General features: G+C 72.2%; 13 protein-coding genes and 1 pseudogene. 6 read left to right on the top strand and 8 right to left on the bottom strand.

What is annotated here, in order from left to right:
- The first annotated feature begins 4 nt into the window (after positions 1-4).
- The 3 genes from IE252_RS22820 to IE252_RS22810 all read left to right on the top strand — a co-directional run bounded on the left by IE252_RS22820 (position 5) and on the right by IE252_RS22810 (position 2774).
- A complete protein-coding gene (locus IE252_RS22820; protein WP_190091301.1) occupies positions 5-1219 on the top strand; it encodes an MAB_1171c family putative transporter in 1215 nt (404 codons plus the stop codon).
- Complete coding sequence (locus tag IE252_RS22815; RefSeq protein WP_229848735.1) at positions 1216-2199, top strand: NsdA family TPR-like regulatory protein; 984 nt, start codon at positions 1216-1218, stop codon at positions 2197-2199. The genes IE252_RS22820 and IE252_RS22815 overlap by 4 nt, the downstream gene beginning before the upstream one ends.
- Before the next feature lie 86 nt (positions 2200-2285).
- Positions 2286-2774 carry a DUF3574 domain-containing protein gene (locus IE252_RS22810; protein ID WP_190091300.1) on the top strand — a complete coding sequence of 163 codons (489 nt, stop codon included), beginning with the start codon at positions 2286-2288 and terminating at the stop codon, positions 2772-2774.
- A gap of 23 nt (positions 2775-2797) precedes the next feature.
- On the opposite strand, the gene IE252_RS22805 is transcribed toward IE252_RS22810, so the two are convergent.
- The 5 genes from IE252_RS22805 to IE252_RS22785 form a co-directional block, all read right to left on the bottom strand.
- Positions 2798-5653, bottom strand: coding sequence for an NHLP bacteriocin export ABC transporter permease/ATPase subunit (locus IE252_RS22805; protein ID WP_190091299.1), 2856 nt, complete (start codon positions 5651-5653; stop codon positions 2798-2800).
- A gap of 1 nt (position 5654) precedes the next feature.
- Positions 5655-7928, bottom strand: a complete 2274-nt coding sequence (locus IE252_RS22800) for an NHLP family bacteriocin export ABC transporter peptidase/permease/ATPase subunit (RefSeq protein WP_190091298.1) — start codon at positions 7926-7928, stop codon at positions 5655-5657.
- Positions 7925-8731, bottom strand: coding sequence for an HlyD family efflux transporter periplasmic adaptor subunit (locus IE252_RS22795; RefSeq protein ID WP_190091297.1), 807 nt, complete (start codon positions 8729-8731; stop codon positions 7925-7927). Before IE252_RS22795 ends, IE252_RS22800 begins: the two co-directional genes overlap by 4 nt.
- Before the next feature lie 74 nt (positions 8732-8805).
- Entirely contained in the window at positions 8806-9033 is a 228-nt protein-coding gene (locus IE252_RS22790) for a type A2 lantipeptide (protein WP_101387136.1), read from the bottom strand.
- A gap of 382 nt (positions 9034-9415) precedes the next feature.
- Positions 9416-10459, bottom strand: a complete 1044-nt coding sequence (locus IE252_RS22785) for a chitinase (RefSeq protein WP_190091296.1) — start codon at positions 10457-10459, stop codon at positions 9416-9418.
- A gap of 256 nt (positions 10460-10715) precedes the next feature.
- Here IE252_RS22785 and IE252_RS22780 point away from each other — a divergent pair, with 256 nt between their 5' ends.
- A complete protein-coding gene (locus IE252_RS22780) occupies positions 10716-11609 on the top strand; it encodes a tellurite resistance/C4-dicarboxylate transporter family protein (protein WP_190091425.1) in 894 nt (297 codons plus the stop codon).
- Here the strand turns inward: IE252_RS22780 and IE252_RS22775 are convergent.
- The 3 genes from IE252_RS22775 to IE252_RS22765 form a co-directional block, all read right to left on the bottom strand.
- Positions 11593-11916 carry a cupin domain-containing protein gene (locus tag IE252_RS22775; protein WP_190091295.1) on the bottom strand — a complete coding sequence of 108 codons (324 nt, stop codon included), beginning with the start codon at positions 11914-11916 and terminating at the stop codon, positions 11593-11595. The genes IE252_RS22780 and IE252_RS22775 overlap by 17 nt on opposite strands.
- 153 nt (positions 11917-12069) lie before the next feature.
- Positions 12070-12768: a type 1 glutamine amidotransferase domain-containing protein gene (locus IE252_RS22770; RefSeq protein WP_190091294.1), complete on the bottom strand. Its 699-nt coding sequence runs from the start codon at positions 12766-12768 to the stop codon at positions 12070-12072.
- 172 nt (positions 12769-12940) lie between these two features.
- Positions 12941-13450, bottom strand: coding sequence for an Lrp/AsnC family transcriptional regulator (locus tag IE252_RS22765; protein WP_190091293.1), 510 nt, complete (start codon positions 13448-13450; stop codon positions 12941-12943).
- A 279-nt stretch (positions 13451-13729) separates the two neighbouring features.
- On the opposite strand from IE252_RS22765, the pseudogene IE252_RS22760 reads away from it, so the two are divergent.
- Both IE252_RS22760 and IE252_RS22755 read left to right on the top strand, forming a co-directional pair.
- Positions 13730-14581 (top strand): annotated as a pseudogene (locus IE252_RS22760) (FUSC family protein); the annotation flags it as partial.
- A gap of 199 nt (positions 14582-14780) precedes the next feature.
- Positions 14781-16280, top strand: coding sequence for an FUSC family protein (locus IE252_RS22755; RefSeq protein ID WP_190091292.1), 1500 nt, complete (start codon positions 14781-14783; stop codon positions 16278-16280).
- Positions 16281-16859: the final 579 nt, after the last annotated feature.

Genomic DNA, 16859 nt, shown 5'->3' with positions numbered 1-16859 from the left:
ACAGATGAACACTGTCTACGGATTCCTGGCGTGGACCTGCGCCGTCGGCGGGCTCGCGGCGTTCGCCTACCGGCTGCCTGATCTGCTGCGCAGAAAGCACGACCCGGCCCTGTGGGCGCTCTGCACCTATTTCCTCTGCTCCGGGATCAGCTTCCTGGTCGATCTGGACGCCCTGCGGGTGCACATCTCGGCCCTCTTCGGCCGCCCCAACGTCACCTCGCTCATCGTGCAGGTGGCGGTGGTCGTGCTCACCGCGGCGCAGCAGGTCGTGCTCGTGTACTGGTCGTGTCCGCCCGAAGAGGCGCGGCTCAGGGCCCGGCGCCGCGTGCTGTTCTTCGGCGTCGCCCTCTGCGTACTGGTGGCCGCGTCGATCGCGGTGAGCCCCGTGACAAAGTCCAAAACGGCGACCTCCACGATCCTGCTCAGTATTCAGCACGGCGAATACGCGCTGTACATGTCGTTCTATTTGGTGATTTGCGCGATTGGCCAATTCGAGACCGTCCGGCTTTCCCTGCGGTTCACCAAGATGGCCAACCGGCAATGGCTCAAGGTCGGCATGCGGACGGTCACGCTCGGCGCGAGCCTGATCCTGGTCTACTGCGTCACGCGCAGCATCCAGATCGCCGGCACCCGGCTGCACTTCGACGGCTCCGCCCTCGACCCGGTGCAGTGGTCGTGCGGCAGCATCGGGGCCCTGCTCCAGATCACCGGCTGGACCATCCCGTCCTGGGGCATCCACATCACCCGCGCGCTCGGCTGGCTGCGCAGCTACCGCTCGTACCTGCGGCTGCGGCCGCTGTGGTGGGCGCTCTACCAGGCGTCCCCGGACATCGCGCTCGACCCGCCGCGGTCCTGGCCGCGCGACCTCATCCCGCCCCGCGATCTGCACTACAGCCTCTACCGGCGGGTCATCGAGATCCGCGACGGCCAGCTGACCCTGCGCACCTCGCTCTCGCTCGCCGACTTCGCGCGCGAGGCCCGCTCCCTCGACCTGCCCGAGGACCCCACCTCGCCGCTCGGCGAGGCGCTCCAGGTGCGGGCCGTGCTGAGCCGTCCGCCCGAGGAGCGGGCCGAGCAGGCCGACGCGTCCGACATCCCGGCGCGTCCGCCGTACGAGGACTTCCGCGACGAGGTGGAGTGGCTGACCGAGGTGGCCTCCTCGTTCACCGCCCTCGCCCAGGGCCGGTCCCCGCGCGCCGAGGCCCGGGTCACCACATGAGCGGTCGCACCTCCCGGGCCGCCTCGGCCCGCGCGCGGACGTGTGCCGGGGAAGAGCCCGCCGCCCTGGTCCCCGAGGCCCTGGCCGCGATCCGGCGCCTGGTCGCCCTCGACGCCTCGCGCGGCGCCACGGCCGCGGTGCCCGCCGTGCGCGAGACCCTGCGCCGCATCCCGCAGCTGTCGGCCGACCCCGCCCGGCTGCGCGACCGCGATCTGCTCGCCGCCCTCGCCGAGTTGAGCGAGGTGATCGGCTGGATCCTCTTCGACGCGGGCCACTACCGCCGGGCCCGCCGGATGAACGCCCGTTCCCTCGCCCTCGCGGAGCTCTGCGGCGACCGCGCCACCGCCCGGCTGACGCTGCTCAACCACAGCATGCTGGAGGCCCACACCGGCCGCCCGAAGGCCGCGCTGGAGGCCGCCGCCCGGGTGGCCGGGCCCCGGCCGCTGCCCGCCCTGGTGGGCAGCCTCGTCCTGGTCCGCCGGGCGCACGCGACCGCCATGCTGGGCGGGCGCCGGGAAGCCGTGGCGCTGATCTCCCGCGCCCGGAGCCGGTTCCTCGACGGCGCCTCCCCGAACGACCCGCCCTGGGCCTGGTGGATCGACCGCACCGAACTGCTCGGCCACGAGGGCTGGGTGCTGTCCCGGCTGCGCGCCTGGGGCCGGGCCGTCCCCCTGCTGTACGAGGCGACCACCGCACCCGGCCCGTCCTACCGCCACCTGTTCACCGCCGAACTCCTCTCCGCGCTGGTACGGGCGCGGGCCTGGGCCGAGGCGGAGGAGCTGATCGCGGACGTCGCGCCCCGGGCCGCCGGGATCGGCTCCGTACGCACCACCGAGACGCTCGGCGCCACGGCGGGCCTGCTGCTCGCGAGCCCCGGGGCCCCGGCGAACCTGCGGGACGCGGCCGCCTTCCTGCTGGAGTCGCTGCCCGCCGGGCCCGGCGGCCCGGACCCCCTCGACCCTCGGAACCACCCGGCCTGACAGCCGCCTGGTTCCGAGCACCACTTGTTCCGTGAACCACCCGTTCCGAGAACCACCCCCACCGCCCGTCGACAGACAGGACCCGCATGCTGCACATTCGGATTTCGACGCCCGCGGCCGCCGCCCTCGTGGCGATCGCGCTCCTCTTCGCCACCGGGGGACCGGTCTCCGAGGTCGCCTACGGCACGGCCGCGCGCACGGCCGCGACCTCTCAGAATGCCGAGGAGAGCACCGAAGGACGCGGCAGCCCGTACATCTCGACGCACCTCTACTTCGGCACGGGCCGCCACGGCGGCAAGCCGCCCATCCCCGAGGAGGAGTTCATGAAGTTCGTCGCCGACGTGGTCACCCCGCGCTTCCCCTCCGGCCTCACCCTCCAGGAGGGGCGCGGCCAGTGGCGCGACAAGGACGGCGACATCAACCGGGAGCGCTCGTACGAGCTGACGGTGCTGTATCCCGTCGGCGAGGCCCGCACCCGCGACCGCGACATCGAGTACATCCGCCACCTGTACTGCACGACGTACGAGCTGGAGTCCGTCGGGCGCGCCGACGTCAAGGCGCAGGCCAGCTTCTGACGGTTCGTCAGTACCGGTAGCGCCTACCGTAGCTGCGGCCGCACCAGCTCGTGGAGCCGCCCGCCCGTGTCCGCCAGGAGCTCGGCGGGCGGCCCCTGCTGTACGACGCGGCCCTCGGACATCACGATCACGCGGTCGGCGTCCAGGACCGTGGAGAGCCGGTGGGCGATCACGACGCGGGTGGCGTCCAGGGCGCGGGTGCTCTCGATGACCACGCGCTGGGTCTCGTTGTCGAGCGCGCTGGTCGCTTCGTCGAAGAAGAGGATCCGGGGGCGCCGGACCAGGGCCTGGGCGATCATCAGCCGCTGGCGCTGGCCGCCGGAGACCGCGCCGCCGTTCGCGATCATGGTGTGCAGGCCCATCGGCATGCGCTTGATGTCCTCGGCGAGCCCCGCCATCGCGGCCGCCTCCCACACCTCCTCCTGGGTGAACGCCTCCGCGCCGCAGACGCACTCCAGGATCGACCCGCTGAGCGGCTGGGCGTGCTGGAGGACCACCCCGCACTGGCGGCGCACGGCCGCCCGGTCGAGCGCCGCCAGGTCCTGCCCGTCGTACAGGACGCTGCCCGCGACCGGCCGGTCGAAGCCGATCAGCAGCCTCAGCAGGGTCGACTTGCCGCAGCCGCTGGGGCCGACGATCGCCACGAACTCGCCGGGCCGCACCTTCAGGGACACGTCGTCCAGGACCAGCGGCCCGTCGTCGGTGTAGCGGAAGGACAGGCCCCGGGCCTCGATCTCCCCGGACAGCGCGCCGGGCTGGGTGCCGCTGCCGCGCACCTCGGGCGCCTCGTCGAGCACCGGCTTGATCTGTTCGAACATCGGCAGCGCGGCGGCGGCCGACAGGAACGCCCCGGTGAGCTGGGTGACCGAGGTCAGCAGCATGGTCACGGCGGTGTTGAAGGTGAGGAAGGCGCCGGCCGACAGCGAACCGCGCGCCGGGCCCGCAAGGAGCACGAACATCACCAGGGAACACAGCGGCAGATAGACCGCGTTGAGCACGGTCGTCAGGTTCTTGATCCGGTCCGCCCGCCGCTGGAGCTCCCGGCTGCGGGCGAACTCCCGCGCCCACGCCCCGTACGCGAAGCTCTCCGCCGCCGCGACTCGCAGCTTGGGCAGTCCGCGCAGGGTCTGGAACGCCTGGTTGTTGAGCTTGTTGCCGAGCTCGACCAGACGGCGCTGCCAGCGCAGCTCCCAGATGCCCAGGGCGAGGAACACCGCCGCGATCACGGTGAGCATCCCGAGCGCGGCCAGGGCGAGTGGGACGCTGAAGCAGAGCAGCAGCACCAGGTTCATCGCGCCGACCGTGCCCGCCTGGACCACCACCGGGGTCAGCCCGGACAGCACCCGGCGGATCGCGCTCACGCCCATCGCCGCGCTCGCCAGCTCACCGGTGGAGCGCTCGGTGAAGAACTTCGTCGGCAGCCTCAACAGTCGGTCCCACACGGCCGGTTGGAGCGTGCTCTCGATGCGCCCCTCCATCCGCAGCAGCGTGAGGTTCTGCAGCAGCGAGAACGCCGCCGCGACGACCCCGCTGACGATGATCGCCAGCGAGACCTGGGCGATCAGACTGGTCTCGGCCTGCGGGACGTACACCCCGAGCACCTGGCCGGTGGCGAGCGGCACCAGCGCGCCGAGCCCGACCGTGACCAGCCCCGCGAGGACCAGGTTGCGCAGATCGGCCCGGGTGCCGCGCAGCCCGAACCGCAGCAGCCCCCACTTGCTCAGCGGCGTGTCGGGCAGCGGCCGGTAGAACATGACGGCCCGCCGCTCGAACTCCTCGGCGTTGGCCGCGCCGATGCGGGTGCGCCGCCCGGTCGCCGGGTTCACCGCCTCGTACCCGCCGCGCCGCCACAGCAGCGCGACCGGCGTTCCGCTCGCCCGGCGGCCCACCAGGGGACCGGCGTTCTCGCTCCACCAGCTCCCGTCGAGCCGCACCGGGCGGGTCCGGATCCGGGAGGCGACCGCCACCTGCTCGACGGGGTCGATCCGCTCGCTCACCGCGCCGCTCCTGGACGGCTCGGTGAGCGTGATCCCGGCCGCGCGGGCGACGAGGGAGCACACCGCGTACGTGGCGTCGTCGCTCGCCCCGGCCGTGCGCGAAGGCGTTCTGCCGGGGCGGCCGATGGAGGTCAGCAGGGCGCGGTCGGCCTCGTCGCGGACCGCCTCGCCCGCCTTGATGCCGGCCGCCGTGCGGTCCTCGTGCGCGCGCTCCACGCGCTCGATCCAGCGGTCCAGGGCGGTGAGCAGCCGGTGCTGCCGGTTGACCATGCCCTGCCACAGCGCCCCGTCGACCAGCAGGTCCCCGGCCGCCTCGGCGCTGAACGCGGCGCCGTACTGGACGCTGCCGGGGGAGACCGGCAGCCACAGCACGTCGTCGTCGGCCACCGGCTCGTCCACGGTCGTCCGGCCGTCCAGCGGGGCCTCGAACAGCACGCGCTGGCCACGCCCGACGCCGAGCGAGAAGGCGTGTTCGAGGAGGCTGAGAGCCGCGTCGCCGGTGTCGTAGTGGCTGCCGTAGCCGCCCTCGTACGCCATCGCGTCGGCGTAGGCGGACCGGTAGAGCTCGCGCAGCGGGATCCGGCGCAGCACGCACTCGCGCAGGGGTCTGCCGACCAGGGTGTGCTGGGGTCCCTCCACCGGGCCGAGCAGCAGGGTGCCGGGTTCCAGGCGGCCGAGGAAGTGCCAGTGGCCCTGCGCCGCCGCGTCCACGGCGAACAGGTCGAGGGCGCCGCCCACGACGAGCCACAGGACCTGCGGCCCTTCCAGGGAGAAGCCGCGCAGACCGGTGCAGTCGACCTCCTGGCCGAGGCCGCCGAGCGCCGCCAGGACCGGGTCGTGGCCGAGCGCGCCGGGGTCCGCGAGACCGTGTACGGACGTCATCTCAGTGCTCCTTGACCAGCTCGGCGTACGGCCCGCCCGCCGCGAGCAGCTCCTCGTGGCGGCCGCGCTCCACCACGGCGCCGTGGTCCAGGACCACGATCTCGTCACTGTCGCGGACGGTGCTCAGCCGGTGGGCGATCACCACGCAGGCGCAGCCGCGCCGGCGCAGGTTGTCGATGATGACCTGCTCGGTCTCCGCGTCCAGGGCGCTGGTGACCTCGTCGAGCACCAGGATGCTGGGGCGGCGCACCAGGGCGCGGGCGATCTCCAGGCGCTGGCGCTGCCCGCCGGAGAAGTTGCGGCCGTCCTGCTCGACCCGGCCGTGGATGCCTCCCGGGCGGCGGGCGACGACCTCGTACAGGGCCGCGTCCTGGAGAGCGGCGACGACCGCGTCGTCCGGGATCGACGGGTCCCACAGCGCCACGTTGTCCCGCACGCTGCCCTCGAAGAGGAAGACGTCCTGGTCGACGAAGGACACCGAGGCGGCGAGCGCGCTGCGGGGGATGTCCTCCAGGCGCTGCCCGTCGATGCGGATCGTGCCCTCCCACGGGGTGTAGAGCCCCGAGATGAGCCTCGACACCGTCGACTTGCCGCTGCCCGAGCCGCCGACCAGCGCCACCTGCTGCCCGGGCCCCACCGACAGCGAGAAGCCGGTGAGCAGCGGCGCGTCCAGCGGGCTGTAGCCGAAGGTGATGTCGTCGAGCGTCACATGGCCCTTGAGCCTGCGGGTGCTCGCCTCCGGCTCGTCGCGCGTGTACAGCGCGTCCACCGGGAAGTTCTCCACGTCCTTGAGCCGGGCCACGTCGGCCGCGAAGTCCTGGATGCGGCCCGCCACCGAGTTGAGCCGGGTGACCGGCGCGGTGAAGCGGGTCACCAGCGCCTGGAACGCCACGAGCAGCCCGATCGAGAGGTGCCCCTCGACCGCCCGCAGCCCGCCGATCCACAGGATCAGCGCGCTGTTCAGCGTGGCGAGCAGCGGGGCGACGACACCCAGCCAGGCGCTCGGCACCCCGAGCCGCTGCTGCTCCTCCAGGGTGGTGGCGTGCTGCCCCGCCCAGCGGCGGAAGTAGCCGTCCTCGCCGCCGGTCGCCTTCATCGTCTCGATCAACTGGAGGCCGGTGTACGAGGTGTTGGTCAGCCGGGCGCTGTCGGCCCGCAGCTTCTGCGTACGGGTCGCCCGCAGACGTACCACCACGCGCATCGCGACCACGTTGAGCAGCGCGATGCCCACCCCGATGACGGTGAGCTGCGGGTCGTAGGTCCACAGCAGGAAGGCGTAGAGCAGCACCACGACGCCGTCGACGCCCGCCGCCGTGAGGTCGCGGGCCAGGGTCTCGGCCACCGCGTCGTTGGACTGGAGGCGCTGGACGAGGTCGGCGGGGCTGCGCTGGGCGAAGAACGTCACCGGCAGCCGGAGCAGGTGCCGGAAGAAGCGGGCGCCGCCGAGCGTGGACGAGATCATGCGCCCGCGCAGCAGATTGGCCTGCTGGAGCCAGGTCAGCGCGGCGGTGAGCGCCACCATGGTGCCCATGGCCGCGAACAGCACGCCGAGCGGCGAGGTCTGATCGCCTATCAGGAACGTGTCGATGTACGTACGGCTCAGCGCGGGCAGCGTCGCGCCGACCGCCACCAGCAGCAGGCTGGCCAGGAGCGCGACCAGCATCGTGCCGGTGGTGCCGCGCAGCCGCGCGGGCAGCGCGCCGAGCACCCCCGGCCTGCGCCCGCCGCGCCGGAATCCGTCACCGGGTTCCAGGACCAGGACGACCCCGGTGAAGCTGGTGTCGAAGTCCTCGGCGGGCACGAACCGGCGGCCCTTGTCCGGGTCGTTGATGTACACGCCCCGCCGTCCGAAGCGGCGGCCGGTGCCGTCGTAGACGACGTAGTGGTTGAACTCCCAGAACAGGATGGCGGGCCCGCGCACCTCCGCCAGCGCGGCGGGCTCCATCTGCATGCCCTTGGCCGTGAGCCCGTAACTACGCGCCGCCTTCAGCACGTTGCTGGCCCGCGAGCCGTCGCGCGAGACGCCGCACGCGATGCGCAGCTCCTCAAGGGGCACATGGCGGCCGTGGTGCGCGAGCACCATCGCCAGCGAGGCGGCGCCGCACTCCAGGGCCTCCATCTGCAGGACGGTGGGGCTGCGCACGGTCCTCGCCCGCTTCGCCTTCGGCGCCGGCCGCGCCCGGCGCCTGCCCGCGGGCGCGCTCTCGGGGCGGTGGCGGCCGCGGCCGGGGGGCGGGAGCTGCGGGGGCGCCGAGGAGGTGGTCGGTGCGGTCACGGGAGGAGCCAATCGAGGGGACGCTGGTCGGCCAGGTGGACGGAGCCGGTGGCCGGGGTCATGGAGTCGACCGCGTACGGCGGGCCCTGGGCGGAGGACCAGCGGTAGCCCGACCTGGTGGCGGCCGAGCGGTCGAGCTCCACCAGGACCGCGACCGGCCTGCCGTGCCGCGAGAACTGCTCGCCGAGCTGGGCGTCGCCGAGGAAGGCGGCGATCCGCTCGCGGGTCTGGGCGCTGCGGCCGACGGCCGCCACCCTGCCCCGCAGCACTCCGTACCGCCCGCTGGGCACCGACTGGACGGTGAGGTCGACGGGCGCGCCCACCCGGACCGAGGCGCCGCCGTCGCCCGGCACGTACAGCATCGCCATCAGTGGGTCGTCGGCGCCGCCGGTCCGCTCGACGCTCGCCACGTCCGCGCCGGTGGCGACGACCGCGCCGATCGCGGCCCTGAGCGCGGTCAGCCGGCCCGCCGCGATGGCGTGGACGACCCGGTCACCGTGCTCGGTGCGGACCTTGAGGAGCGGCGCTCCGGCGGGGAGGGCCTGGCCCTCCTTGGCGAGCACACCGGTGACCTGTCCGGCCACGGGGCTCTGCAGGACGTAACTGCCCTGGGCGTGGGTGAGGATGCCGGGCGCGCTCAGGGTGGAGGAGACCGATCCGGTAAACGCCCAGAAGCAGGCGGCGGCCATGACGGCCACGGTGACGGCGAGGACGAGCCGCCCCTGCGGGCGCGCGAAACGCACCGGCAGGTCGAGTTCCTCCGGTGACTGGAGCTTGGAAAGGGCCTGTTGACGAAATTGCACGGGACGCTGCCCTTACCTGGGAACGAATGCGGGGAGCCCCGGAACCGAGCGGGTTCCGGGGCTCGCGCGCAGTCTCAGAGACCGGCGACGAGGCCGGAGGCCAGGCCGGTGACCGCGCCGGTGTTCACACCGGTGGTCGACTCGACCAGACCCGTGACCGAGCCCACGATGCCCGAGACCGGCAGGAGCGAGTCGGCGGTGCCGGTCACGTTGCCGAGCGCGGTGCCGACGAGGCCGCCGGACACGTTGTCGAGGTCGGCGTCGGAGATCTCGCGGGTCTCGACCTGGGGGGTGATGTTCATGGGGAAACTGCCCTTCGTGTTGGGGGGAATGGTGTGGGGGGAATCCCTGCGGAGAAGGCCCGTCAGGGGGGCTCCGCATGGGGCTGGATCAAAGCACGCCGACGCGGCGCCCAGCCAATCCCACCGGGCCCGATCAGGCCTTCTCCCGGTGCCGGACTACCTCTTGGTGCAGGTCCGTTGAGGAATCGGTGGCAGCTTCTTCACGAGCTTCACTTCATGGATTCCGTTCGGCCGGGCGCCCTTTCTCCCAAGTGGGACACTCCGGCCTTTAAGGCGCCCTCCCGCATGGGTCACGTCCGGCCCGGGCGGGCCGGACGTGACCGGTCTGGGCATGCGGTGTGCAGGTTTGCGGAAGGTGAGGTTCCGCGGTGGAGTAACAAAATCAGCGTCCTTGCAGCGCCTTCACGTTGTTGCCGAACGTCCAGCTCTTGGACCCGTCCCAGTTGATCGACCAGGTCATCAGGCCCTTCAGCGCTCCGCCGTAGCGGTTCCACGCCTGCGCCACCAGGCTCGGCGACATATAGCCGCCCCCGGCGCCCGGCTGCGCGGGCAGCCCCGGCACCTGCTTGTCGTAGGGGACCTTGATGGTGGTGCCCTGGACGACCAGGCCCTTGTTGAGGCAGTCGGTCTGGGCGGTGAAGCCCTGGACGGTGCCGGCCGAGTACGAGTCGCCGGAGCAGCCGTACATGTTGCCGTTGTAGTACTGCATGTTCAGCCACCACAGCCGGCCGTTGTCCGCGTATTTCTTCACGATCGGCAGATACGCGCCCCAGATCGACCCGTAGGTGACGCTGCCGCCCGTCACATACGCGGTTTCCGGTGCCATGGTGAGTCCGAAGTTCGCGGGCATCTGGGCGAGGACGCCGTCGATGATGCGGACCAGGTTCGCCTGGGAAGCGGAGAGTTGGCCGATGTTCCCGCTGCCGACCAGACCGGTCTCGATGTCGATGTCGATTCCGTCGAAGTTGTACTTCTTGAGGATGGGCACGATCGTCGCGACGAACCGGTCCGCGACCGCGCTGGAGCTCAGGTCGATCCCGGCCGCCGCCCCGCCGATGGACAGCAGGATCGTCTGCCCGGCCGCCTTGGCCGCGCACATCTCCGCCGGGGTGGCGACCTTCACGGTCGCGTCCATCCCGTCCTCCCACAGCGCGGTGCCGTCGGAGCGGATGACGGGGAAGGCCGCGTTGACGACGTTGTAACCGTGCGCGGCGATACGGGAGTCGGTGATCGGGGTCCAGCCGAACGGCGGGTGGACGCCGTTGGAGGAGCCGTCCCAGTTCTCCCAGTAGCCCTGGAGCACCTTGCCCGCGGGCTTCGACTTGACCGCGCAGGTGTCGCCCTGGGGCGCGGCCGCCGCGGGCAGCTGCGCGGCGAGGGCCAGCACCAGGCCGGCTCCCGCGAGACGTAACATCCGACCGAGCATGGGGGTACCTCCTGGGCTGTGGGGAACCTGGAGACGTACGGGTCCGGTTGCGCTACGGGGTCCGGCTGCGCCACACCGTAAAGTGGTCCAGACCTTCCGTCAATAGGTCTGGACCAAGCCGGGGCGGGTGTTCCCGGTGGTCCCCTTGGCGCAGCCCAAGTGGCGGGCCCGGCGGCCGCCGCGTACCGATGGCACGGTGACCCGTCCTCCCGGCCCCTGGTGGGCCGAACTCCCCCCGGCGGCCGGCGCCGCCGTCATGGCGACCGGCATCGTCTCCGTCGGCCTCCACCTCGTCGGCCACGAGACCTTCTCGCGCGCCGCGCTGGCGCTGGCCGGTGCGGTGTGGCTGGTGCTCGCCGCCGACTTCTCGGCCCGGTTCCTGCGCGACCGCCCGCGCTGGCACGCGGAGGCCGACACCCCGCCCGCGCTCACCGCCGTCGCGGCCACGGCCGTGCTCGGCACCCGGCTCTCCCTGCTCGGCTGGCAGACGGCCGCCGCCGCCCTGCTCGCGCTGGCCGCGGTGCTCTGGCCCGGGCTGCTCTACTCCGTCGTACGCCACTGGAAGCGGCGGATGCCCGGCGGGGCGTTCCTGGTGTGCGTCGCCACCCAGGGCCTCGCGGTCCTCGCGGCCACGCTGGCGGCGGCGGGCGAGGGCGAGTGGCTCGCGTGGGCGGCCCTCGCCGTCTTCTGCCTCGGGGTGCTGCTGTACGGGGAGGCGCTGGTCCGGTTCGATTTCCGCCAGGTGTGGACCGGGGCGGGCGACCAGTGGATCGCGGGCGGGGCGCTGGCGATCTCCGCGCTGGCCGGCTCGAAGCTGACCGCGTCCCCGCTGTGGACCGGGGACGCCCACCAGGCCCTGCGCACGGCCACCCTGGTTCTGCTCGGCCTCGATCTCGCCTGGTACGCCATCCTGCTGACGGCCGAGGTGGTCAGACCCCGGCCGCACTACGACGTACGGCGCTGGGCGACCGTCTTCCCGCTGGGCATGGCGGCTGTGGCCACGCTCTCCACGGGCGCCGCCGCGCACGTCAGGGGGCTGCACACGCTGGGCGTGGTACTGCTGTGGGTCGCGGTGGCGGCCTGGGTGCTGACGCTGGCCGGCTTCCTGGTGACCCGGGTGGGAGCGCGCTCCGCTACCCGATCGCCGTGACGGCGGTGAGGAGCACCGCCGAGTCCTCCAGGGCGAGCAGGCCGTGGCGCTCCTTGGGGATCTCGCAGAGCTCGCCCGCGCGCAGCTCCTTGTTGCCGCTGTTCGACGTGAGGCGCACATGGCCGCGCAGCACCTGGAGGGTGGCCGAGAGCGGCGTGTTGTGCTCGTCGAGCTCGGAGTCCGAGGTCAGCGCGATCACGCTCTGCCGCAGCGCGCCGTCGTGCACGATCAGATGGGCGCTGCGGCCGTGCGAGGCGAGGCGTGCCTTGGCCAGGTGCTCCTCCGCGAGCGCTGCGAGGTCCTGCATGGATCTCCCCTTGCTGAGCCGGACGGCCGTGCTCCGATGCCGTACGGGCGACTCCCGCACGGCATCGTCCATACGGGCGTCTTCCGTACGGGCGTCGCTCCCCAGCCTTCCGGCTCCCGGGCGGGACGCAACTCGGGGGAGAGGTCCTAGCCTTCAGGCGGCCAGCCGCTTCAGGAGCTCGGCGGCCAGCGGAGCGGCGGACGCCGGGTTCTGCCCGGTCACCAGATTGCGGTCGGCGACCACGTGCGGGGCCCACGGCTCGCCCTCCTGGAAGTCGGCGCCGAACTCCACCAGCCGGTCCTGGAGCAGCCACTTCGCCTTGTCCGCGAAGCCCGCCTGGGTCTCCTCGGCGTTGGTGAAGCCGGTCAGCCGGTAGCCCGCGAACGCGTTGGAGCCGTCCTCGCCGGTCGCGGCGAGCAGCGCGGCCGGGGCGTGGCACACCACGCCGAGCGGCTTGCCCGAGGCGAGCGCGGCGGTCAGCAGGCGACCGGAGTCGGCGTTGACCGCCAGGTCCTCCATCGGGCCGTGGCCGCCGGGGTAGAACACCGCGTCGTACGCGTCGAGGTCGACCTCCTCCAGCTTCAGCGGGCGGCGGAGCTCGTCCATCGAGGCCAGCACCTCGGCCACGTGGTCGGCGTTCTCCTGGCCGCCGTTGACCTCGGCGGCCAGGCTGCCCTTGTCGACGGGCGGGACGACGCCGCCGGGCGTGGCGACCACGATCTCGTGGCCCGCGCCGGTGAACGCCTCGTACGGCGCCACGGCCTCCTCCGCCCAGAAGCCGGTCGGGTGCAGGGTGCCGTCGGCGAGCGTCCACTGGGCGGCGCCGGTCATCACGAAAAGGATCTTTGCCATGTCAGATGTCTCCGAGGGGAGTCGGGCCGCCGGGATGCCGGGGCGGCCCGGGGAAGGTGCGGGCTGCGGCGCCGGGCCGGGTGGGCCGTCGCGCCGATGTCCTCGAACGTAGACCCGTCTTCGTTGGGCGGCCAATGGAGAACCGCATGGCAGCCATGGGAAATCCGATGGGTCAGCGGGAATGCGCGCCGGTGCCGCTCTCCTGCGGCGCCCCGGCGGCCCGCCCCACCGCCTCCACCAGCGGCAGCAGCCGGTGCGGCACCCGCTCGCGCAGCGCCACCTCGGTGCGGGTGCGCACCACGCCGGGGAGCTGGATCAGGCGCTGGATGACGTCTTCGAGATGACCGGCGTCCCGGGCCACGACACGGGTCAGCAGATCGCCGCCGCCGGTGATGGAGAACGCCTCGACGATCTCCGGGACGCCCGCGAGGGCGTCGCCCACCTCGTCGAGGTGGCCCTGGGTGACCTCGACGTGGACGAAGGCGAGGACGGGGTGGCCGAGGGCGGCGGGGGAGAGGAACGGGCCCGTCCCGGTGATCACCCCGTCCCGCTCCAGCCGGTCGAGCCGCGCCTGGAGCGTGCCGCGCGCGATGCCGAGCAGCCGGGCGTACTCCCGCACGCTGGTGCGCGGCCGCTCGATGAGGAGCCGCAGGATCCGGGTGTCGAGCGCGTCCACCGCCATGGTCCGTTGGTCCCTTCCTGGTCCTGTCGTACGCGATTCAACTGTACCAATGGCCCAGTCGGAACGAGAGCAGTTGAGCCAGTGTCACTGCGGGTGCTTTCCTCTGTATGTAGCAAGTAGATGGCGCTGCGCAGCGCCGGGCGGCGACGACGCCGGTCCCGGACCGCGGCGCCTTTGCCATGTCCGAGGCCGCCGCGCAGCCGTTCGCGCCCGCGCACCGGCAAGCCGAAGAGGGTGTCTGCTCCAGCGAAGGGGGGCGCGGCGACCGCCGTGAAGAGGATGTTTGTGGCTCCGGATCCGGGGCTGTTGCGACTGAGGGTCTCCGTACGGGCCGTCCTGGGCATCGGCCTGGCGGTCACCGCCGCCGAGCTCTGCGGGATGTCCCTGCCCGCCTCCATCACCGCGGGCCTCGCAGCCCTCCTCGTGCTCTTCACCGTCGGCGACGCCACCGTCCGGGGCCAGGCGCTCACCACCGCGCTCCTGCCGGCCGTGGGCTTCCCCGTCCTCGCCCTGGCCACGGCGCTGCACGGCACCCCGCCGCTGCGCGACACCGCCTGGCTGGCCGTGGTCTTCGCGGGGGTCTACGCCCGCCGCTGGGGCCCGCGCGGCCACGCGCTCGGCATCTTCGGCTTCATGATGTTCTTCACCACCCAGTTCCTGCACGCGGTCCCGGCGCAGCTGCCCGAGCTGTACGGGGCGATCGCGCTGGCGATCGCCGCCTCGGCGCTGGTCCGCTTCGGCCTGTGGTGCATCGAGCGGCGCACCCCGCCGCCCGCCGCCCCGGCCCCGCTCAGCGGCCGCGGCCTTGCCCGGCCCACCACCCGCCAGGCCTTCCAGGCCACGGCGGCCTGCGCCATCGCGGTCGCGGCGGGCCAGTTCCTCTCCCACGAGCGCTGGTACTGGGCCGTCGGCACGGCCTGGTGGATCTTCGTGAACACCGCGTCGCGCGGCGAGACCCTGGTCCGCGGCTTCCGCCGGGTCCTCGGCACGGTCGCGGGCATCGCCGCCGGCCTGCTCGTCGCCCTGCCCCTGCACGGCGCCCCCGCGCCGACGGCCGCGCTGGTCGCGGTCTGCGTCTTCGGGATCTTCTATACGGCGGCGCCCTCGTACAGCTGGATGATGTTCTTCGTAGTGTCAACCGGGCGGACCGCGAGGGGGGCGGGCCTGAGGCGTGTTTTCGCAGGTCAGGCACGTCTTTCTTGGCGTCGCTCGATGTGCTGGTGCGGGCGTCTTCGGCAGTCTGTGGGTGGACGGATGCTGACCCTTTGCTGACTTTCCTGACTGTCTATCAGTTTCGTGGGTTGATCGTTTCGGGTGTCAGGGGGATGTCGTGCTGAAGCGGGTGTTCGTCGCGCCGGATCCGGGGCGGCTGCGGTTGCGCAGTGCCGCGCGGGGTGTGCTGGGTGTCGCTTTGGCGGTGACGGTGTCGGATCTGGCGACGCATTCGCTGCCGGCAGCGATCGCCGGCGGCCTCGCCGCGCTTCTTGCTTTGTTCACGGTGGCCGATCCGTCGGTGCGCGGGCAGGCGGTCACGACGGCTCTGCTGCCGGTGGCCGGTTTCCCGGTGCTGGCTCTGGCGGCGGTGCTGCACGAATTCCCGTGGGCGCGGGACGGGGCTTTTGTCGCTGTCCTGGGCGCGGGGATGTATGCCCGCCGGTGGGGGCCGCGAGGGCATTCTCTGGGGACGTTCGCGTTCATGATGTTTTTCGCGGCGCAGTTCCTGCACGCGGTGCCGGGTCAGCTGCCGGAGCTTTACGGGGCGGTGGCCCTTGCCCTGGTGGCGTCCTCGGCGGTGCGCTTCGGCCTGTGGTGCTATGAGCGGCGGCTGTCGCCGGCCGCTGTCGCGGTGGTGGCGCCGGGCGGTACGGGTCTGGCCCGCGTGACCACGCGCCAGGCGGTCCAGGGAATGGCGGGCGGGGCTTTCGCTCTGCTGGTGGGGCAGTTGGTGTCGCACGAGCGCTGGTACTGGGCTGTGGGTGCGGTGTGGTGGATCTTCGTGAACACCACCTCACGCGGCGAGACCCTGGTGCGGGGGTTCCGGCGCGTCCTGGGGACCGTGATTGGTATTGCTATCGGTCTGGTGATTGCTGTTCCGCTGGATGGGGCCGGTGCTCCGACCGCGGCGCTCGTCGCGGTCTGCGTGTTCGGCATTTTCTATACGGCTGCGGTGTCGTATACGTGGATGATGCTGGCGGTGACGGTGATGGCCGGGCTGCTGTACGGGCTGCTGGGGGTGCTGAATCCGGGACTGCTTGCTCTGCGTGTGATGGAGACGGGGGTGGGTGCGCTCGGCGCGGCGCTGGCTGTGCTGTTGGTTCTGCCGGTGACCACGCACGCCACCACCGACGCGTGGATCCAGCGCGCCCTGCACTGCGTCCACGCCTGCACGTCTGAAGCCGCGGCCCGCCTGGCCGGCTCGCTGACGGCGGATCCGGCCCGGTATGTCGCTGAACTGGAACTGCTGCTGGGCCGGGTGAGGCTCTCGGTGGCCCCGCTGGTACACCCGTTCACCCCCCTGCGGGCCCGTAAAGCGCGGGCCCGTCAGGTGATCGAATTGCTCGACAGGTGCGCCCAGGAGGTGCGGGGCCTGGCGTCGGTCGCGGCGGATCCGGATGCTTCCCACGACGCGAGACTCGCTGCTGCCTGTTGGCGGGTTGAGGCAGCGGTGAAGGCACTGACCACGCCCGAAGCAGCACGAAGCGAGATCGACGCCCCTGTTGCCGCACCGCATCCTTCCGGCGGAGAACTGGCTCTGGCGCATCTACATGGCCTGGAACAGGCACTGAAAGCACTCGCCGTACCCTTGCGCGGCCCTGTCGCTCCCGCCTGACGGCCTGCATGTGACGTTGATGCTCGCCTGCCTGACCGCAGATTCTTCGTCTGCTGGTGGTACCAGGGTGATCGTGCTTCTGAACTGCGATGACAGGTGAAATCGCCTGACGCAAACGAGTTGGTCTGCCCCTGGTCCGGATCTTGGCCGGTCACACCTGTGAGCGAAGGAGGCGTCCCTCCGGTCCCACATGGCACAGGTAGGCAGAGGTGTCTTATGGCGCCCCCGTGGCCCAGGTCGGGAGCGTTTGCCCTGGTTGTGGCCTTGTGGTTCAGGTGCGTCGACGCTGTTCGTGACACGCGTGTGATGTAGCCCCTGTCGGCCTGTTCCCGCGGGGCCCTGGTGGGTCGGCCTGGGCAAGGGAGTCAGTGCGCTCGACACGCTCGGCCCGGATCCCGACGAGGTCGGCTTCCGCCGCTTCCCGTGGTTGGGCGTTGCCCCTGGCCTGCTCGACTTCCTCACGGGGGCTCGAGTTACTTCCGGCGTCCCGATGCGCCCGTTTGTCCTTCAAGTGGATGGGAGCTGGCGCTCGGCGGGGTGGCCTCAAGGGGCGGTTGACCTTCATGTGAGACAAACCAC

This window comes from Streptomyces melanogenes, from assembly GCF_014649795.1.
GTDB lineage: Bacteria > Actinomycetota > Actinomycetes > Streptomycetales > Streptomycetaceae > Streptomyces > Streptomyces noboritoensis.
The sequence above is the reverse complement of the archived record's forward strand: the minus strand, read 5'-3'. Positions and strand labels throughout refer to the sequence as shown.